Source organism: Nissabacter sp. SGAir0207, from assembly GCF_005491205.1.
Lineage (GTDB): Bacteria > Pseudomonadota > Gammaproteobacteria > Enterobacterales > Enterobacteriaceae > Chimaeribacter.
Map to the genome: position 1 here is coordinate 3,093,646 of NZ_CP028035.1, position 16,958 is coordinate 3,110,603.

The 16,958-nt window shown below is 62.0% G+C and carries 17 protein-coding genes; all 17 read right to left on the minus strand.

Going from position 1 to position 16,958, the window contains the following annotated elements; translation table 11 throughout:
* Nucleotides 1–28 precede the first annotated feature (28 nt).
* Entirely contained in the window at nt 29–1,018 is a 990-nt protein-coding gene (rpoS, locus tag C1N62_RS13895) for an RNA polymerase sigma factor RpoS (RefSeq protein ID WP_137764185.1), read from the minus strand.
* Nucleotides 1,019–1,069: 51 nt separating this feature from the next.
* Nucleotides 1,070–2,068: a murein hydrolase activator NlpD gene (gene nlpD / locus C1N62_RS13900; RefSeq protein ID WP_168195898.1), complete on the minus strand. Its 999-nt coding sequence runs from the start codon at nt 2,066–2,068 to the stop codon at nt 1,070–1,072.
* Between the two features lie 265 nt (nt 2,069–2,333).
* Nucleotides 2,334–2,960 (minus strand): protein-L-isoaspartate(D-aspartate) O-methyltransferase, encoded by a 627-nt coding sequence (locus tag C1N62_RS13905; RefSeq protein WP_137764187.1) that lies wholly within the window; start codon nt 2,958–2,960, stop codon nt 2,334–2,336.
* Nucleotides 2,954–3,715: a 5'/3'-nucleotidase SurE gene (gene surE, locus C1N62_RS13910; protein ID WP_137764188.1), complete on the minus strand. Its 762-nt coding sequence runs from the start codon at nt 3,713–3,715 to the stop codon at nt 2,954–2,956. Before surE ends, C1N62_RS13905 begins: the two co-directional genes overlap by 7 nt.
* Nucleotides 3,696–4,742: a tRNA pseudouridine(13) synthase TruD gene (truD, locus tag C1N62_RS13915; protein WP_137764189.1), complete on the minus strand. Its 1,047-nt coding sequence runs from the start codon at nt 4,740–4,742 to the stop codon at nt 3,696–3,698. The genes surE and truD overlap by 20 nt, the downstream gene beginning before the upstream one ends.
* Before the next feature lie 3 nt (nt 4,743–4,745).
* Nucleotides 4,746–5,219, minus strand: a complete 474-nt coding sequence (ispF, locus tag C1N62_RS13920; RefSeq protein WP_137765018.1) for a 2-C-methyl-D-erythritol 2,4-cyclodiphosphate synthase — start codon at nt 5,217–5,219, stop codon at nt 4,746–4,748.
* Nucleotides 5,219–5,935 carry a 2-C-methyl-D-erythritol 4-phosphate cytidylyltransferase gene (ispD, locus tag C1N62_RS13925; protein WP_137764190.1) on the minus strand — a complete coding sequence of 239 codons (717 nt, stop codon included), beginning with the start codon at nt 5,933–5,935 and terminating at the stop codon, nt 5,219–5,221. The genes ispF and ispD overlap by 1 nt, the downstream gene beginning before the upstream one ends.
* Nucleotides 5,936–5,940: 5 nt before the next feature.
* Entirely contained in the window at nt 5,941–6,261 is a 321-nt protein-coding gene (gene ftsB, locus C1N62_RS13930; protein WP_137765019.1) for a cell division protein FtsB, read from the minus strand.
* 128 nt (nt 6,262–6,389) lie between these two features.
* Nucleotides 6,390–6,752 carry a DUF3561 family protein gene (locus tag C1N62_RS13935; protein ID WP_137764191.1) on the minus strand — a complete coding sequence of 121 codons (363 nt, stop codon included), beginning with the start codon at nt 6,750–6,752 and terminating at the stop codon, nt 6,390–6,392.
* Between the two features lie 60 nt (nt 6,753–6,812).
* Nucleotides 6,813–7,415 (minus strand): adenylyl-sulfate kinase, encoded by a 603-nt coding sequence (gene cysC, locus C1N62_RS13940; RefSeq protein ID WP_240775704.1) that lies wholly within the window; start codon nt 7,413–7,415, stop codon nt 6,813–6,815.
* 2 nt (nt 7,416–7,417) lie between these two features.
* Nucleotides 7,418–8,845: a sulfate adenylyltransferase subunit CysN gene (gene cysN, locus C1N62_RS13945; RefSeq protein ID WP_137764193.1), complete on the minus strand. Its 1,428-nt coding sequence runs from the start codon at nt 8,843–8,845 to the stop codon at nt 7,418–7,420.
* 11 nt (nt 8,846–8,856) lie between these two features.
* Nucleotides 8,857–9,765 (minus strand): sulfate adenylyltransferase subunit CysD, encoded by a 909-nt coding sequence (gene cysD / locus C1N62_RS13950; protein ID WP_137764194.1) that lies wholly within the window; start codon nt 9,763–9,765, stop codon nt 8,857–8,859.
* A gap of 48 nt (nt 9,766–9,813) precedes the next feature.
* On the minus strand, nt 9,814–11,232 hold the full coding sequence (gene cysG, locus C1N62_RS13955) for a siroheme synthase CysG (RefSeq protein ID WP_137764195.1): 1,419 nt from the start codon (nt 11,230–11,232) through the stop codon (nt 9,814–9,816).
* Between the two features lie 139 nt (nt 11,233–11,371).
* Nucleotides 11,372–12,223: a GNAT family N-acetyltransferase gene (locus C1N62_RS13960; protein ID WP_137764196.1), complete on the minus strand. Its 852-nt coding sequence runs from the start codon at nt 12,221–12,223 to the stop codon at nt 11,372–11,374.
* A gap of 344 nt (nt 12,224–12,567) precedes the next feature.
* Entirely contained in the window at nt 12,568–13,299 is a 732-nt protein-coding gene (locus C1N62_RS13965; RefSeq protein ID WP_137764197.1) for a phosphoadenylyl-sulfate reductase, read from the minus strand.
* Nucleotides 13,300–13,335: 36 nt separating this feature from the next.
* A complete protein-coding gene (gene cysI / locus C1N62_RS13970) occupies nt 13,336–15,051 on the minus strand; it encodes an assimilatory sulfite reductase (NADPH) hemoprotein subunit (RefSeq protein ID WP_137764198.1) in 1,716 nt (571 codons plus the stop codon).
* Nucleotides 15,051–16,856, minus strand: coding sequence for an NADPH-dependent assimilatory sulfite reductase flavoprotein subunit (gene cysJ / locus C1N62_RS13975; protein WP_137764199.1), 1,806 nt, complete (start codon nt 16,854–16,856; stop codon nt 15,051–15,053). Before cysJ ends, cysI begins: the two co-directional genes overlap by 1 nt.
* Nucleotides 16,857–16,958 lie beyond the last annotated feature (102 nt).

The following is a 16,958-nucleotide window of genomic DNA, read 5'->3' on the forward strand; positions in this document are numbered from 1 at the left end:
CTTTTCCAGAGCAATTAGGATGCGCCGCTTACTCGCGGAACAGTGCCTCAATGCTCAGCCCCTGACCCTGCAAAATTTCACGCAGGCGGCGCAGACCTTCAACTTGAATCTGACGGACACGCTCACGGGTCAGACCAATTTCCCGGCCAACATCTTCCAGTGTGGCAGCTTCGTAGCCCAGCAGGCCAAAACGACGCGCCAACACTTCACGCTGTTTGGCGTTCAGTTCGAACAGCCATTTCACGATGCTCTGTTTCATGTCATCGTCTTGCGTGGTGTCTTCCGGACCATTGTCCTTCTCGTCTGCCAGAATATCCAGCAGCGCTTTCTCAGAATCGCCACCCAGCGGGGTATCCACTGAGGTGATGCGCTCATTCAGGCGCAACATGCGACTGACATCATCCACCGGCTTGTCGAGTTGCTCGGCAATCTCTTCCGCGCTCGGTTCATGATCCAGCTTGTGAGAAAGCTCACGTGCGGTACGCAGATACACGTTCAGTTCTTTCACGATGTGGATCGGCAGACGGATGGTACGGGTTTGGTTCATGATAGCCCGTTCAATCGTCTGGCGAATCCACCAGGTCGCATAGGTAGAAAATCGGAAGCCGCGCTCCGGGTCAAATTTCTCAACGGCACGGATCAAACCGAGGTTACCCTCTTCAATCAGATCCAACAGTGCCAGACCACGGTTACTGTAACGACGGGCGATTTTTACTACCAAGCGCAAGTTACTTTCAATCATACGACGGCGGGACGGCACGTCACCGCGCAGTGCTCGCCGCGCAAAATAGACCTCTTCCTCTGCGGTCAGAAGAGGCGAATAACCAATTTCACCGAGATACAGTTGAGTAGCATCCAGCACTCGTTGGCTCACAGCTTGTGATAACAGTTCTTCCTCAGAAGCCTCGTTATCAACAGGCTCTTCAACGAGCGCTTTCTCGTCAAAGGCTTCACCGCCGTTCTCGTCGAAATCCGCGTCATCATGTAACTCGTTAACTTTCAGCGTACTTTGGCTCATAAGCTGCTCCTACCCGTGATCCCGAGGCAGAATACAGGGATTCTGCCCAATTTATCGCTGCGGAAGATAACGCAGCGGGTTTACGGATTTCCCCTTGTAACGAATTTCAAAATGCAATCTTGTCGAACTGGTTCCGGTGCTACCCATGGTCGCTATCTTCTGACCCGCCTGCACTTCTTGTTGTTCCCGAACCAGCATTGTGTCGTTATGTGCATAGGCGCTCAGGTAATCATCATTGTGTTTAATGATGATCAGATTACCGTAACCGCGCAGCGCATTCCCTGCATACACAACCCGCCCACTGGCGGTCGCGACGATGGACTGACCACGCGAACCGGCGATATCGATCCCCTTATTGCCTCCCTCAGACGCTGAGAAGCTATCGATAATTTTACCGTCAGTAGGCCATCTCCAGCTGCTTACCGGCGCGCCGGTATTCGCTGTACTGCTGACGGTGGTGCTCGGTGCGGTAACAGGCGCTGTCGTAGCCACTACAGCCCCTGATGAAGGCAACATATGGCCTACATTCTGTTTACCAGAATTATCAGAATACGCGCTAGTTGGACGAGAATCAACCGTTGCGCTTTGTATCTGCGTGCTGGATGGGGGTTTCGGTACCCCGCCACGGGTGGCGTCAGTGGCCACCAAAGCCCCGCCAGTACTGGCTCCAGAGGAGACATTATTGATCTGAATTGATTGCCCAACATTTAGGCTATAGGGGGCCGGAATATTGTTGCGGGCGGCCAGATCGCGGAAGTCATTGCCGGTAATCCAGGCGATATAGAACAGGGTATCGCCCCGTTTGACGGTGTAGGTGCTGCCGGTATAACTGCCCTTGGGGATGGTGTTGTAACTGCGGTTATAGACGATCCGCCCCTGCGGCGCGCCCTGCATATTTCCTTGCGGGGCAGAGCCTTGCATCATCCCGCCCTGGCTACCGCCCCCACCGCCGACGCTCGAGATCGGCGCAGTGTTGGTGGCGTTATTGGAGCAGCCCGCCAGCCATAAACTCACCACTGTACACGCCGCGATGCGGCGCAATGTAATAATCGGGCTTCCCGTGCTCATGCTTCCCCCATGACAGCAAAATCAGTGAACTATCCAAAAAACCTTATCAATCGGCGGCAACTGGGCCACGCGGCCCCGCTGCGCGACCCCAAGGCCTCCCCGCAGCTGCCATGACGGCCAGCGGGAGAGAAAAACGCTGCACGGATGCTATCAACAATCGCTGGTACAGCGCCATAGGAGAGATGTATGGAATTTTTGATTGGTGGCAAGAAGGCGGGGAAAAGCCGGCAGCGATCGCCCCGGGCAATCAGGCCAGCTCCCCTTTCACCAGCGGCACGAAGCGCACTGGCTCAATGGTTTCGATGAGAAACTCACTGTTTTTGCGTTGGATTCGTTGCAGCAACTGCGACTGGTCACCCACCGGCAGTACCAAAATGCCGCCCTGATCCAGCTGCTCCATCAGCGCGGTAGGGATCTCCGGCGGCGCAGCGGTGACGATGATGGCGTCAAACGGCCCGCGTGAGGGCCAGCCGAGCCAGCCGTCGCCGTGGCGGGTGGAGACGTTGTGCAGGTCGAGCTGCTTTAGCCGGCGTTTCGCCTGCCACTGCAACCCCTTGATGCGCTCCACCGAGCAGACATGATCGACCAACTGCGCCAAAATGGCGGTCTGGTAGCCCGATCCGGTGCCGATCTCCAGCACGCGTGAGGTGGGCGTCAACCGCAGCAGTTCGGTCATCCGCGCCACCACATAGGGCTGCGAGATGGTCTGCCCGGAGCCGATGGGCAGCGCGGTGTTCTCGTAGGCTTTGTGCTCGAGCGCCTCATCCACAAAGCGCTCGCGTGGCACCGCCTCCATCGCCTGCAATATCCGCTCATCCTGGATACCCTGCTGGCGCAGTTGATCCAGCAGGGTTCGCATACGACTGTTTACCATTCCGCGTTGACCTCGGCTTGGGTTAACCACCTCTCCACCACATCCTGAGCCGCGTAGGCCGTCAAATCGACCTGAAGCGGGGTGACCGATACATATCCCTCTTCCACGGCGGCAAAATCGGTGCCGGGCGCGTAGTCAAACTTCTCGCCCGGCGGGCCAATCCACCAGAGATCCTGGCCGCGCGGGTCGCGCTGGTGGAACACCTGCTCCGCCGGGTGACGGCTGCCGCAGCGCGTAACCTTGATGCCCTTGATCTCCGCCAGCGGCAGATCCGGCACGTTGATGTTGAGGATCTTGCCGGTTCGCAGCGGTTCGCGGCTCAATGCCCGCAAAATCATGCAGGTCACTGCCGCCGCGGTGTCATAGTGCTGGTGGCCATCCAGCGACACCGCCAGCGCCGGGTAGCCAAGGTGACGCCCCTCCATCGCTGCCGCCACCGTGCCGGAGTAGATGACATCATCCCCCAGATTCGGCCCGGCATTGATGCCCGACACCACAATATCTGGCCGTGGCCGCATCAGTTGATTGACGCCAAGGTAGACGCAGTCGGTCGGCGTCCCCTGCTGCACCGCGACATCGCCGTTGGGCAGGGTCAGGGTGCGCAGTGGCGCATCCAGCGTCAGCGCGTTGGACGCGCCGCTGCGGTTGCGATCCGGGGCCACCACTTGCACCTCGGCGAACTCACGCAGTGCCGCCGAAAGCGCCTGAATGCCCGGCGCGCTCACGCCATCATCATTACTCAGTAATATCCGCATCGTTGCTGTCCTGTCGCAGAATCTCACGGACCACGCTGGTGGCGAAGCTGCCCGCTGGCAGCCAGAAATTCAGTTCAAGGGTGACATCATCCCACCAGTTCCACTGCATCTGCTGTGGCATCAGCAGCACTGCCCGGCGCGCCGGCTCCACCCGTTCGCGTCGCAGCAAGCCCCAGAGCGTCTCCTGGTCTTGCAGGCACGCCTGCTCCAGCGCCTGCGCCGCCGCCTGCGTGCCCAGCTCGCCATCGCCCGGCAACGGGGCGGTCACCTGCAACTCACCGGCGTCCAGACGCGCCTGCAGCGCCTCCAGCTCCTCCGGCTTGGCGACAAACCAACTGCCGCGGCCGCTCAGTTGCAGGGCATCGCCCTCCAGCACGGTGCGTTGCAGTCCCTGCGCCAGACGTTGGCTGGCGATCAGGTTGAACATCGCGCTACGGCTGGCGGAGAGGTAGAAACTGCGCTTGCTGCGCTCTTTGACGCGAATCTCATCACGCGCCCAGCGCCCGGCCTGCACCAGATTGTTGCCGCCATGCCCAAAACGCTGCACGCCGAAGTAGTTCGGCACGCCAGCGGTGGCGATGCGTTGCAGGCGCTGCTCGACATCCTCGCGATCGGTGATGTGGCGCAGCACCAGCGTAAAGTCATTGCCCTTCAGGGTGCCGATGCGCAGCTTGCGGCGCTGGCGGGCGCTGGCGACCACCTCGCACCCCTCAAGCTGGAACGCCGCCAGATCTGGCGTCTCTTTGCCCGGCAGGTGCAGGCAGAACCACTGCTCGGTCACCGCGTGGCGATCCTTCAGGCCAGCATAACTGACGGCGCGCGCCGGGATACCGGCAAAGCGCGCCAGCGCGTCCGCGACGAACTGGGTATTACAGCCGGTCTTGCGGATGCGCACCAGCAGGTGCTCCCCCTCCCCGTCCGGCTCGAAGCCCAGATCCTCGCGCACCTGAAAATCTTCCGGGTTGGCCTTCAGGATACCGCCAGAGCGCGGTTCACCATGCAGCCAGGTCAGCGTTGTCATGTCCATCAGTTACGCCTTCACCAGCAGCGCCACGGCCTCACAGGCGATGCCCTCGCCACGGCCGGTAAAGCCCAGCTGCTCGGTGGTGGTCGCCTTCACGTTGACGTCATCCATATGGCACTGCAAATCTTCTGCCAGGTTCACGCGCATTTGCGGAATGTGCGGGGCCATTTTCGGCGCCTGCGCAATGATGGTGATATCCAGGTTGCCGAGGCGGTAGCCCTTCGCCAGGATGCGGCGGTAGGCCTCACGCAGCAGCGCGCGGCTGTCCGCGCCCTTGAAGGCGGGATCGGTGTCCGGGAACAGCTTACCGATGTCCCCCAGCGCCGCCGCGCCCAGCAGGGCGTCGGTGGCGGCGTGCAGCGCCACATCGCCGTCAGAGTGCGCCAGCAGCCCCTGCGGGTAGGGAATTCGCACGCCGCCGATCACCAGCGGGCCTTCGCCGCCGAACTTATGGACATCAAAACCGTGACCGATACGCATCATGCGCTCTCCTGTAGTGAAAATTGGGATAGATAAAAGGTAGCCAGCGCCAGATCCTCGGGCTGTGTCACCTTGATGTTGTCCGCGCGGCCCGCCACCAGCTCCGGGTGGTAGCCACAGTACTCCAGCGCGGAGGCTTCGTCCGTGATGGTCGCGCCCTCGCGCAGCGCCCGCTCAAGGCACGCCTTCAGCAGTGCCAGCGGAAAGAGCTGCGGTGTCAGCGCGTGCCACAGGTTTTGGCGGTCAACGGTGTGCGCCACCGCCGCCACGCCCGCTTCGGCACGCTTCATGGTGTCGCGCACCGGGGCCGCCAGAATGCCCCCCACCTGACTGGTGGCGGTCAGCGCCAGCAGCCGGTCGAGATCGTCCGGGTGCAGGCAGGGGCGCGCGGCGTCATGCACCAGCACCCAGCCCGCGTCGCCGGCGTGCGCCAGCCCGGCCATCACCGACGTGGCACGCTCGGCTCCGCCCGACACTACGTCAACCCGCCGATCGGCGGCAATCGGCAAATGCCGAAAGTGCGAATCCTGCGGACTAATCGCCACGATCACCCGCGTAATGCGCGGATGGCGCAGCAGTGCGGCAATCGCGTGCTCGATCAGGGTCTGGTGGCCGATGGTGAGGTACTGCTTAGGGCACTCCGCCTGCATCCGGCTGCCGATCCCGGCAGCCGGCACAACGGCAATGATCTCTGGAAGGGAACCTGCGTTGTTCATCGTCTTTATTGTGCGTTATTTTGCGTGGATGCCGTGGCAGTCCCGCGTTTGGATTGGTCAGGAACCAGACGGTAGAAGGTCTCTCCCGGCTTGATCATCCCGAGTTCGTTGCGCGCGCGCTCCTCGATCGCCTCCTGACCGCCATTCAAATCATCGATCTCAGCAAACAGCTGATCGTTCCGCGCCTTCAGTTTGGCGTTGTTGGCCTTCTGGACCCCAACGTCATCATTGACCCGGACATAATCGTGAATCCCATTTTTTCCCAGCCACAGTGAATACTGTAACCAGCCAAGTAAAACCAGCAATAGCAGCGTTAGTTTGCCCATCCCCGCCCCCTGAAAAACCTCGGCAATCATCCCATAACTTTCCGTCGGACTCCACCGGCGCGATCTATTGATGGGGAGAATAGCGAACGGCAGGCGTGCGGGAAAGGCGGTGTAGTGGGAGGAGCGGCTTACCAGCCGGTGAGGAAGGAGAAGAGCATCCAGAACAGGCAGGTGACCGCCAGGCCGCACAGCAGCACGGTCAGCAGCACCCGTCCGCGCAGCAGCACGCTGATTGCCATGCCAATTACCACGGAGATAGGCATCAACGCGAGGAAAAAGGGCCAGGTGTAGAGCAGGAAGAACAGCGTGTTAGCGCCGTAGATCAGGAAGGGGATGGCGAAGGCCAGCCAGTAGAAGATAAAGCCCGTGGCACCGCCCAGAAAGGAGTATGACGGCTCCTCGGCTTCGGTCTGGTCAGCGGCCTGGCGGGCCGGTCGCGGTGACGCTTGCGCCCGGCGACGGTCAGTGGTGTAGGGGCTGACGTTCTGCATAAGGTGATCCCTGTATTATCAGTGCCGCGGCACGCTCTCAGGCGTTTTGCCGCAGCTGGCTCAGGGTTCGATGATAACGCGGCGACGCAGGACGTCTAACATTTGTTCGACCAAATTTGTTACTAATTGTTCACCTTTTAGATGGATATCAGGTGCTTCCGGTGCCTCATAGGCGGAGTCGATGCCGGTGAAGTTTTTCAGCTCGCCAGCGCGCGCTTTCTTGTATAAGCCCTTGGGATCGCGGGCCTCACACAGCTCGAGCGGCGTATCGACATAGACCTCGATAAAGCGGTCGCCCAGCAGCTCACGCACCATGCGGCGCTCCTCACGGTGCGGCGAGATGAAGGCGGTCAGCACCACCAGCCCAGCGTCCACCATCAGTTTCGCCACCTCGCCCACCCGACGGATATTTTCGCGCCGGTCGGCATCCGAGAAGCCGAGGTCGTTGCACAGGCCGTGGCGCACGTTGTCGCCATCCAGCAAGTAGGTGCTGACGCCGTGGGCGTGCAGCGCCTGCTCCAGCGCCCCGGCGACGGTGGATTTGCCGGAGCCGGAGAGGCCCGTGAACCAGAGCACCACGCCCTGATGGCCATGCAGCGCCTCACGCTCCGCACGCGCGATGGCGTGCGGGTGCCAGACGATATTTTCGTCGCGTTCAGACACGTTTATTTACCACCCAGCAGGTCGCGCGCGCCCCAGTGCGGGAAGTGGCGGCGCACCAGCGCGTTCAGCTCCAGCTCAAAGGCACTGTAGTTACCGGCGGCGGCCGGGGCACTCTCCAGCGCCTCGCGTACCAAGCCCGCGCCCACGGTCACGTTGCTCAGGCGGTCGATCAGGATCATGCCGCCGGTCACCGCGTTCTGCTGGTAGCGGTCAAGCATCAGCGGCTCATCAAAGGCCAGCTCCACCAGCCCGATGCCGTTCAACGGCAGGCTATCGACTTCACGCTGCGCCAGCGAGTTGATCTCCACCTGATGGCGGATGCCCTCGACGCGCGCGCGGGATTTCTTGCCCGCCACCTTGATGTCGTAGCTCTGGCCCGGTGCCAGCGGCTGCTCCGCCATCCACACCACGTCTACCAGCGCGTTGTGCACCGGCGTCAGGCTCTCGCCCGCATCGACCAGCAGGTCGCCACGGCTGATGTCGATCTCATCTTTCAGCACCAGCGTCACGGCCTCACCGGCCCATGCTTCCTGAAGATCGCCATCGAAAGTGACGATGCGCGCCACCGTGGACTCGACGCCCGACGGCAGCACTTTCACGCGCTGGCCGACGCGCACCACGCCGGAGGCCAGAGTACCGGCATAGCCACGGAAATCGAGGTTCGGGCGGTTGACGTACTGCACCGGGAAGCGCATCGGCTGCTGTTCGCTAACGTTGACCACGTTCACGCTCTCCAGCAACTCCAGCAGCGTCGGGCCGCTGTACCACGGCATGTGGCGGCTCTCAGTGGCAACGTTGTCGCCCTCCAGCGCTGACATCGGCACGAATTTGATGTCCAGATCGCTCGGCAGCTGCTGGGCGAAGGTCAGGTAGTCATCTTTGAACTGCTCAAACACCTGCTCGCTGTACTCCACCAGATCCATCTTGTTCACCGCCACCACCAGGTGACGGATGCCCAGCAGGGTGGCGATGAAGCTGTGGCGGCGGGTCTGGTCCAGTACCCCTTTGCGCGCGTCGATCAGCAGGATCGCCAGGTCGCAGGTGGAGGCACCGGTCGCCATGTTGCGGGTGTACTGCTCATGCCCCGGCGTGTCGGCGATGATAAATTTGCGCTTCTCGGTGGAGAAGTAGCGGTAGGCCACGTCAATGGTGATCCCCTGCTCGCGCTCGGCTTGCAGGCCATCCACCAGCAGCGCCAGATCGAGTTTCTCGCCCTGAGTGCCGTGGCGCTTGCTGTCACTGTGCAGCGAGGAGAGTTGATCCTCATAAATCTGGCGGGTGTCGTGCAGCAGGCGGCCAATCAGCGTGGATTTGCCGTCATCGACGCTGCCGCAGGTCAGGAAACGCAGCAGGCTCTTGTGCTGCTGGTTCTTCAGGTAACCTTCGACGCCACCCTGTTCAGCGATCTGTTGTGCAATAGCATTGTTCATCTGGTGGCTCCTTAGAAATATCCCTGACGCTTTTTCAACTCCATCGAACCCGCCTGATCGCGGTCGATGGCGCGCCCCTGGCGCTCACTGGTGGTGGAGACCAGCATCTCTTCGATGATCTCCGGCAGGGACTGCGCCTCGGACTCCACGGCGCCGGTCAGCGGCCAGCAGCCGAGGGTACGAAAGCGTACCATCCGGTCTTTGATCTCTTCGCCCGGTTGCAGCTCAATACGGTCATCGTCCACCATCAGCAGCATACCATCGCGCTCCAGCACCGGACGCGGCGCGGCCAGGTAGAGCGGGACGATCTCGATGTTTTCCAGGTAGATATATTGCCAGATGTCCAGCTCTGTCCAGTTCGACAGCGGGAAGACGCGGATGCTCTCGCCCTTGTTGATCTGGCCGTTGTAGTTGTGCCACAGCTCCGGGCGCTGGTTTTTCGGGTCCCAGCGGTGGAAGCGGTCGCGGAAGGAGTAGATACGCTCTTTGGCGCGGGACTTCTCCTCGTCGCGGCGCGCGCCGCCGAACGCGGCGTCAAAGCCGTACTTGTTCAGCGCCTGCTTCAGCCCTTCGGTCTTCATGATGTCGGTATGCTTGGCGCTGCCGTGCACGAACGGGTTAATGCCCATCGCCACCCCTTCCGGGTTTTTGTGCACCAGCAGTTCGCAGCCATAGTTTTTGGCGGTGCGATCGCGGAACTCATACATCTCGCGGAACTTCCAGCCAGTGTCCACGTGCAGCAGCGGGAACGGCAGGGTGCCGGGGTAGAAGGCTTTGCGCGCCAGGTGCAGCATCACCGAGGAGTCTTTCCCGATGGAGTAGAGCATCACCGGGTTACTGAATTCAGCGGCAACTTCACGGATGATATGGATACTCTCCGCCTCCAATTGCCGCAAATGTGTGAGTCGTTTTTCGTCCATAACAGATCCTTTCAGGCCCTGCTGCCGGGGGTATCCCGGCGCAGCGGCTTAAGCCAAATTCACGACTGACGGGCGTTGGAAGCCGTCAGCCTGCGGTTGATGCCCAAACCAGGCAAGTTGCGAATGGAGCGAGACCACTTCGCCTATCACCAGCAGCGCCGGGGTCGGCGCCTGTTGGGCCAGAGTGTCGAGTTGCGCCAGCGTGCCGGTCAGCACCTGCTGGTCAGCGCGGGTGCCACGGCCAATCACCGCCACCGGCGTGTCGGCTGCCCGGCCGTGGGCGATCAGCTGTGCGCTGATCTCCGCGGCCTTGACGGTGCCCATGTAGATGGCCAACGTCTGGCGCGCCCGCGCCAGCGTTGCCCAGTCGATGCCGTCGCCATCCGGCCGGCAGTGGCCGGTGATAAACAGCACGCTCTGGGCATGGTCGCGGTGGGTCAGCGGGATGCCAGCGTAGGCGGTCGCGCCTGCCGCCGCCGTCACGCCCGGCACCACCTGGAACGGGATGCCCGCCGCCTTGGCGGCCTGCAACTCCTCGCCGCCGCGGCCAAAGATAAAGGGATCGCCCCCCTTCAGCCGCACCACGCGCTTGCCCTTCAGCGCCAGCTCCACCAGCAGGCGGTTGGTCTCCTCCTGCGCCACCGAGTGCGCGCCCGCGCGCTTGCCGACGCAGATGCGGTCGGCATCGCGGCGCACCAGATCCAGAATTTCGTCGCTGACCAAGTGGTCATAGAGCACCACGTCCGCCTGTTGCATCACCTGTAGGCCGCGCAGCGTCAGCAGCCCGGCGTCGCCCGGCCCGGCACCAACCAGCGTCACCTGGCCGCCCTCACGCTGGTGCTGGCTCAGGGCGTCGTCCAGCGCCTGCTCCGCCTCCGCGTGTTGGCCGCTCTCCACCAGCGCCGCAAAGCGCCCGCTGAAAGCCTTCTCCCAGAAGCGGCGACGCTCGGTCATCGAGCGCAGGCGATCCTTGACGCGGCCGCGCCAGTTGCCAGCGATCTCCGCCATCGTGCCGAGGCTGGTGGGCAGCAGCGCCTCCAGCTTCTCACGCAGCAAACGCGCCAGCACTGGTGCCTTGCCGCTGGAGGAGATGGCGACCACCAAGGGCGAGCGATCGACAATCGACGGAAAGATGAAGGAGCACTTCGGCTGGTCATCTACCACGTTCGCCAGCACCCGGCGGCGGTCGGCCTGTTCAAACACCTCGGCGTTCAGCACGGTGTCGTCAGTGGCGGCGATCACAAAAAAGACGTCATCCAGCTGCTCGGGCACAAAGTCCGTCGCCAGCCAGATAACCTGCTGTTGTTCATGACGTGTCTGGAGTTCAGGATGGAGCGAGTGCGCCACTATCCGTACTTCCGCACCGGCGCGCAGGAGGAGGTCGATCTTGCGCGATGCAACTTCGCCGCCGCCAACGACCAGTACCGGACGCTGTTTCAGGTCAGCAAATAGGGGGAGATAGTCCACAACAGCCTTTATCTATGTAACAGAATAATCACATGACTATACGGTGTGCCCTTTGGCGTTATGAAATGACGAAATGGAATTATTAGTTCCTTATTGGAATATAGAAATGCTTTTTCCCTCTTTTGCCCCCCTTTTCCGGCTACGGCCCCGGCACCCAGCCCCACTCCTGCCATAGCAAACGGCGCAGTGCCGGGCTGATGCGCTGCCCGCTGACGTGGCACTGGCGGCAGTAGTCGCGCACGCTGTCGGCCTGCCACAGGAAGGGGCGGCTGTGCTGCATCCGGTAGCGCAACTGCTGGTAGAGCGGGAGGATATGCAGGTGGCCCAACAGCTGCCGGATACTCAGCCGCTGCGCTGGCAGCAGGCTATGGCGCAACTGCCGCAGCAATGGCCGGATCTCACCGCGCATCAGCATCGACTCCAGGTTGCCGTAGGCCGGGTGGCGTTTGCCCTCGCTGGCTGGCTGGAAGAAGAACATCTTCTGGTAGAACGCCGCCTTGCGCCGGTCTACCTGGATAAACAGCGTTTCGGTGCGTTCGGCAACGCAGGCGTAGAGAATGGCGTAGGCATAGAGCAGCCGCAGCACGCCCTGATTGCGGCACGATGGCTCAATGCAGAGCGCGCCAATCTCCCCGACGGGGCCGCGCGCCAGCCAGGGCTGGATCTCCTCGCCATACAGCGACATCGCCGGGATGCCCAGCGTCCCGTGGCGCAAGTAGGCGATGGTGCCCACCACCGCATTGCCACGGGTGGCGATGAACAGCCGACTGCCGTGCTGGAACAGGGCGGGCGAGAAGATCATCTCACCCGGTTGCGGCGTGATGATGCCCAGCCGCCGGTACTGTTGGTGCAGCAGGCGCATCCCGCTGTAAAACTCCTGGAGGTTCCTGACACCGCGCACGGTAATGCCCTCAGGCGCCGGCTGGCGGCTGAAGTGGAGCGTGCGGTCTGGCACAGTAAGCGGCGACGCTGGGCGAAGGGGTTTGATCACGTTGTTATCTTCCTGTTAACAAATAGACACAGATAAGATTAAGTGATCATTCTTTGCGCGACAAATCCTGCCTTACCGTCGTTTTATTAATAAGCCTCAATTAAACCGGTTTAATTTCAACAACTAAATTAGGGGCTTTCTTTTTCTCTTTAAGAGAGGTTGGCGTTAATAGATAAGGATAGTTAATGACCGAAAGTAAAGGCCGGCGGCAAAATGGCCTTTTGCTGGCCGTAAGGGCCAAGGTATTGCGGTTCACAGCGGGGAAAAGTACGGGAAGCGTAAAAGCGAGGGGAACCGGCGCAGAAAGCGCGAGGGCGCGGAAGTCGCGCCCTCGAAGATGAAAATTATTCGTGTAGGCCACACTCACGTTTCAGGCCGAAGAAGCGCGTCTCTTCCTCTTTCATGCCCGGTTCCCACTTTTTGGTGGTGTGGGTATCGCCAACGGAGAGGTAGCCCTGATCCCACAGCGGGTGGTAGCCCAGCCCGTGCTGCTTCAGGTACTGGTAGATCTGGCGGTTGTCCCAGTCAATGATCGGCAGTACCTTGAACACGCCGCGCTGCACGGCCAGCACCGGCAGATGGGCGCGGCTGCCGGACTGCTCGCGGCGCAGGCCCGCGAACCAGGTGCCAGCATTCAGCGTGGCCATCGCCCGGTTCATCGGCTCGACCTTGTTGATCTGGTTGTAGCGCTCGATCCCCTCCACGCCCTGCTCCCACAGCTTGCCGTAGCGCGCCTCCTGCCAGGCTGGCGACTGCTCGGCGCGGAACACCTTCAGGTTCAAGTTGAGCTGCTCGGTGAGCGTGTCAATGAACTGGTAGGTCTCCGGGAACAGGTAGCCGGTGTCGGTCAGGATCACCGGAATATCCGGGCGCTGGCGCGTCACCAGATGCAGGCAGACTGCGGCCTGAATGCCAAAGCTGGACGACAGCACGAACTCGCCCGGCAGGTGCTCCAGCGCCCACGCCACGCGCTGCTCGGCCGTCAGGGCCTCCAGCTCGCCGTTGATCTCCGCCAGCGCCAGGGCCTGGCCAGATTTTGGCAGGGCATTCAGTTCCGCCAGATTAAATTGGGACATCGGGTTCTCCTCAGCTAATCAGCCGCCGCAGCGGCCTTACTCCCAGAAATCGCGGGCCGGATCGAGCACCGGACGGATAATGCCAGCACGGATGGTGAAGTCACCGAAGCCCTCGCCCGGCTGGCGCTCTTGCGCCCAGCGGCCCACCAGCTCATCAATCAGCGTCAGAATCTCTTCCGCGCTGATGTTCTCACGGTACATGCGCGGGATGCGCGTGCCGCTGCGGTTGCCGCCCAGATGCAGGTTGTAGCGGTTGATCGCCTTGCCCACCAGACCAATCTCGGCCAGCAGCGCGCGGCCACAGCCGTTCGGGCAGCCGGTGACGCGCAGGACGATGTGCTCGTCGCCCACGCCGTGCTGGTGCATGATGCCCTCGACCTTGGTGACGAACTCCGGCAGGAAGCGCTCCGCCTCCGCCATCGCCAGCGGGCAGGTTGGGTAGGAGACGCAGGCCATCGAGTTTTTGCGCTGCTCGGTGACGGAGTCATCCATCAGGCCGTGCTCGCGCGCCAGCGCCTCAATTTTTGCCTTCTCTGACTCCGGCACGCCCGCGACAATCAGGTTCTGGTTGGCGGTCAGGCGGAAGTCACCCTGGTGGATACGCGCAATCTGCGCGAGGCCGGTTTTCAGCGGGCGGCCCGGATAGTCGAGGATGCGGCCATTTTCGATGAACAGCGTCAGGTGCCACTGGTTGTCGATGCCCTTCACCCAGCCGATGCGGTCGCCGCGTCCGGTGAACTCATAGGGGCGCACGGCGGCAAAGGTGATGCCCGCGCGTTTTTCCACCTCAGCCTTGAAGGTGTCCACGCCGACACGCTCCAGCGTGTACTTGGTCTTGGCGTTTTTGCGGTCGGTACGGTTGCCCCAGTCGCGTTGGGTGGTCACCACCGCCTCCGCCACTGCCAGGGTGTGCTCGAGCGGGATGAAGCCCAGCTCGCTGGCGGTGCGCGCGTAGGTCTTCTTGTTGCCGTGCTCAATCGACAGGCCACCGCCCACCAGCACGTTGAAGCCAATCAGCTTGCCGTTGTCAGCAATCGCCACGAAGTTGAGGTCGTTGGCGTGCAGATCCACGTCATTCTGCGGCGGAATCACCACCGTGGTTTTGAACTTACGCGGCAGGTAGGTCGGGCCGAGGATCGGCTCCTCGTCGGTGGTCTCCACCTTCTCGGCGTCCATCCACACTTCCGCATAGGCGCGGGTGCGCGGCAGCAGGTGCTCAGAGATCTTCTTCGCCCACTGGTAGGCTTCCTGATGCAGCTCGGACTCCACCGGGTTGGAGGTGCAGAGCACGTTGCGGTTCACGTCATTGGCGGTCGCCAGCGCGTCCAGACCCAGCTTGTTGAGCAGCTGGTGCACCGGCTTCACGTTGGGTTTCAGGATGCCGTGGAACTGGAAGGTCTGGCGGTTGGTGATGCGGATGCTGCCGTAGAGCGTGCTCTCGGCGGCAAACTTATCGATGCCCAGCCACTGCGCGGGCGTCATGACGCCGCCCGGCAGGCGGCAACGCAGCATCATCGCGTGGCGCGGTTCCAGTTTCTGTGCCGCACGCTCGGCACGGATGTCACGGTCATCCTGCTGGTACATGCCGTGGAAACGGATCAGCAGGAAGTTGTCGCCATTGAAGCCGCCGGTCAGGCCGTCATTCAGATCGTTGGCGATGGTGCCACGCAGGAAGTTGCTTTCGCGCTTCATGCGTTCGGCGTCGCTCAGTTTGCCTTCCACAACCAGAGGCCCAGGGTGTTTGTCGCTCATTAGTACACATCTCGCTGATAACGGCGCGCAAGGCGCAGCTCACTTAAAAATTCATCGGCTGACTCGGTGTCCATGCCGCCATGCTCCGCCACCAGCTCTACCAGTGTGCGGTCAACATCCTTGGCCATGCGGTTGGCATCGCCACAGACGTAGATGTGCGCGCCCTCCTGGATCCAGCGCCACACCTCCGCGCCCTTCTGGCGCAGCTTGTCCTGCACATAGATCTTCTGGGCCTGATCGCGTGACCATGCCAGATCGATGTTGGTCAGCAGGCCATCTTTCACGTAGCGCTGCCACTCCACCTGATAGAGGAAGTCCTCGGTGAAGTGCGGGTTGCCGAAGAACAGCCAGTTTTTGCCGCCGGCACCGTCGTTGTCACGCTGCTGCATGAAGGCGCGGAACGGCGCGATGCCGGTGCCGGGGCCAATCATGATCACCGGGGTCTCCGGGTCAGCCGGCAGGCGGAAGTTGTCGTTGTGCTCAATGAACACCCGCAGCTCGCCCTCCTCTTCGAGGCGATCCGCCAGGAAGCCAGAGGCACCGCCGGTACGCGGGCGGCCATCAATTTCGTAGCGCACTACGCCGACGGTGACGTGTACCTCGCCCTCGCTCTCCGCCTGCGACGAGGCGATGGAGTAGAGGCGTGGCGTCAGCGGGCGCAGCAGGCCGGTCAGTTGCTCGGCGTTCAGCTCCATCGGCGCCTGACGCACCATGTCAACGATCGGCGTGTTCTGCGCATAGTGTTGCAGGCGCGGCTTGTCGCTGAGCAGCGCATTCAGCGTCTCGTCACGTGCCAGCGCGGCGTAGTTGCTGACGATCACCGTGGTGTTCTGCGTCAGCTCGTAGTGGTGGATCAGCGCGTCACGCAGCGTCAGGGTTTTGCCCTCGACCTCCACGCTCTCATCGCCTTTCAGCCACACCAGCCCCAGCAGCTCGTCCACCAGCGCCGGATCGTTGTCGAACCAGACGCCGAGGGCATCGCCCGGCTGGTAGCGCAGGCCGGAGTCGCCGAGGTCAATCTCAATGTGGCGCACGTCTTTGTCGGAGTTACGGCCCGTGACCTTCTGGTTCATCAGCAGGGTCGCGGTCAGCGGCTGCTCTTTGGTGTAGGGGCTGGAGTCAACAATGTTGTGCGCGCCGCTCTGCGCCGCCTGCACGGCCGCGGCTGGCTCTGCCGGGGTGCGTGCCTTCAGCACCTCAACAATCTGTTTGCGCCACTGCTCGGCCACCGCCTGATACTCGACGTCAGCGTCCACGCGATCCAGCAGGCGCTCTGCGCCCAGTTCGGCCAGCTTGCTGTCGAAGTCCTTGCCCGCCTGACAGAAGCGCTCGTAGGAGGTATCACCCAGCCCAAACACCGCAAAGGCCGTCTCATTCAGCTTCGGCGCTTTTTTCGAGAACAGGAACTTGTGCAGCGCCACCGCCTCTTCCGCCGGTTCGCCCTCACCCTGGGTGGAGGCCACGATGATCAGCAGCTTCTCCTGCGCGATCTGTTTGAACTTGTAGTCGCCAGCGTTGACCAGATTCACGGTCAGCTTGGCGGCCAGCAGGTCGTCACGCAGTTGCTCCGCCAGACGGCGCGCGTTGCCGGTCTGCGAGGCCGAGATCAATGTAATGGTGCTGGCAGCCGGTGCAGCCGGGGCCGTCGGCAGCGCCGCGCCCGGTTGCTGGTTAACCATGCCCCAGAAGTAGCCGGAGAGCCACGCCAGCTGCGTCGGGGAGAACTCCCCGATGGCGCCTTGCAAGCGTGCCAGTTGCTCGGGCGTGAGCGGGAGCAGTGAAGTGGGTGGAGCCTGAGTCGTCATTGCAGTACCGATTCCCTTGTGCGTAAGCCAGTGTCTGTTTTTCGTAGAGTCGGGTGATACTAGGAAAAAAGTGAGAAAGTAGAGAGTTTGTAAGGTTACCCA

Bases quoted from the DNA above. Each gene is read 5' to 3' on its own strand.
- rpoS (WP_137764185.1), bottom strand. From the start codon at position 1,018: ATGAGCCAAAGTACGCTGAAAGTTAACGAGTTACATGATGACGCGGAT.
- C1N62_RS13905 (WP_137764187.1), bottom strand. From the start codon at position 2,960: ATGGTAAACAGTCGTATGCGAACCCTGCTGGATCAACTGCGCCAGCAG.
- surE (WP_137764188.1), bottom strand. From the start codon at position 3,715: ATGCGGATATTACTGAGTAATGATGATGGCGTGAGCGCGCCGGGCATT.
- truD (WP_137764189.1), bottom strand. From the start codon at position 4,742: ATGGACATGACAACGCTGACCTGGCTGCATGGTGAACCGCGCTCTGGC.
- ispF (WP_137765018.1), bottom strand. From the start codon at position 5,219: ATGCGTATCGGTCACGGTTTTGATGTCCATAAGTTCGGCGGCGAAGGC.
- ispD (WP_137764190.1), bottom strand. From the start codon at position 5,935: ATGAACAACGCAGGTTCCCTTCCAGAGATCATTGCCGTTGTGCCGGCT.
- ftsB (WP_137765019.1), bottom strand. From the start codon at position 6,261: ATGGGCAAACTAACGCTGCTATTGCTGGTTTTACTTGGCTGGTTACAG.
- C1N62_RS13935 (WP_137764191.1), bottom strand. From the start codon at position 6,752: ATGCAGAACGTCAGCCCCTACACCACTGACCGTCGCCGGGCGCAAGCG.
- cysN (WP_137764193.1), bottom strand. From the start codon at position 8,845: ATGAACAATGCTATTGCACAACAGATCGCTGAACAGGGTGGCGTCGAA.
- cysD (WP_137764194.1), bottom strand. From the start codon at position 9,765: ATGGACGAAAAACGACTCACACATTTGCGGCAATTGGAGGCGGAGAGT.
- C1N62_RS13965 (WP_137764197.1), bottom strand. From the start codon at position 13,299: ATGTCCCAATTTAATCTGGCGGAACTGAATGCCCTGCCAAAATCTGGC.
- cysI (WP_137764198.1), bottom strand. From the start codon at position 15,051: ATGAGCGACAAACACCCTGGGCCTCTGGTTGTGGAAGGCAAACTGAGC.
- cysJ (WP_137764199.1), bottom strand. From the start codon at position 16,856: ATGACGACTCAGGCTCCACCCACTTCACTGCTCCCGCTCACGCCCGAG.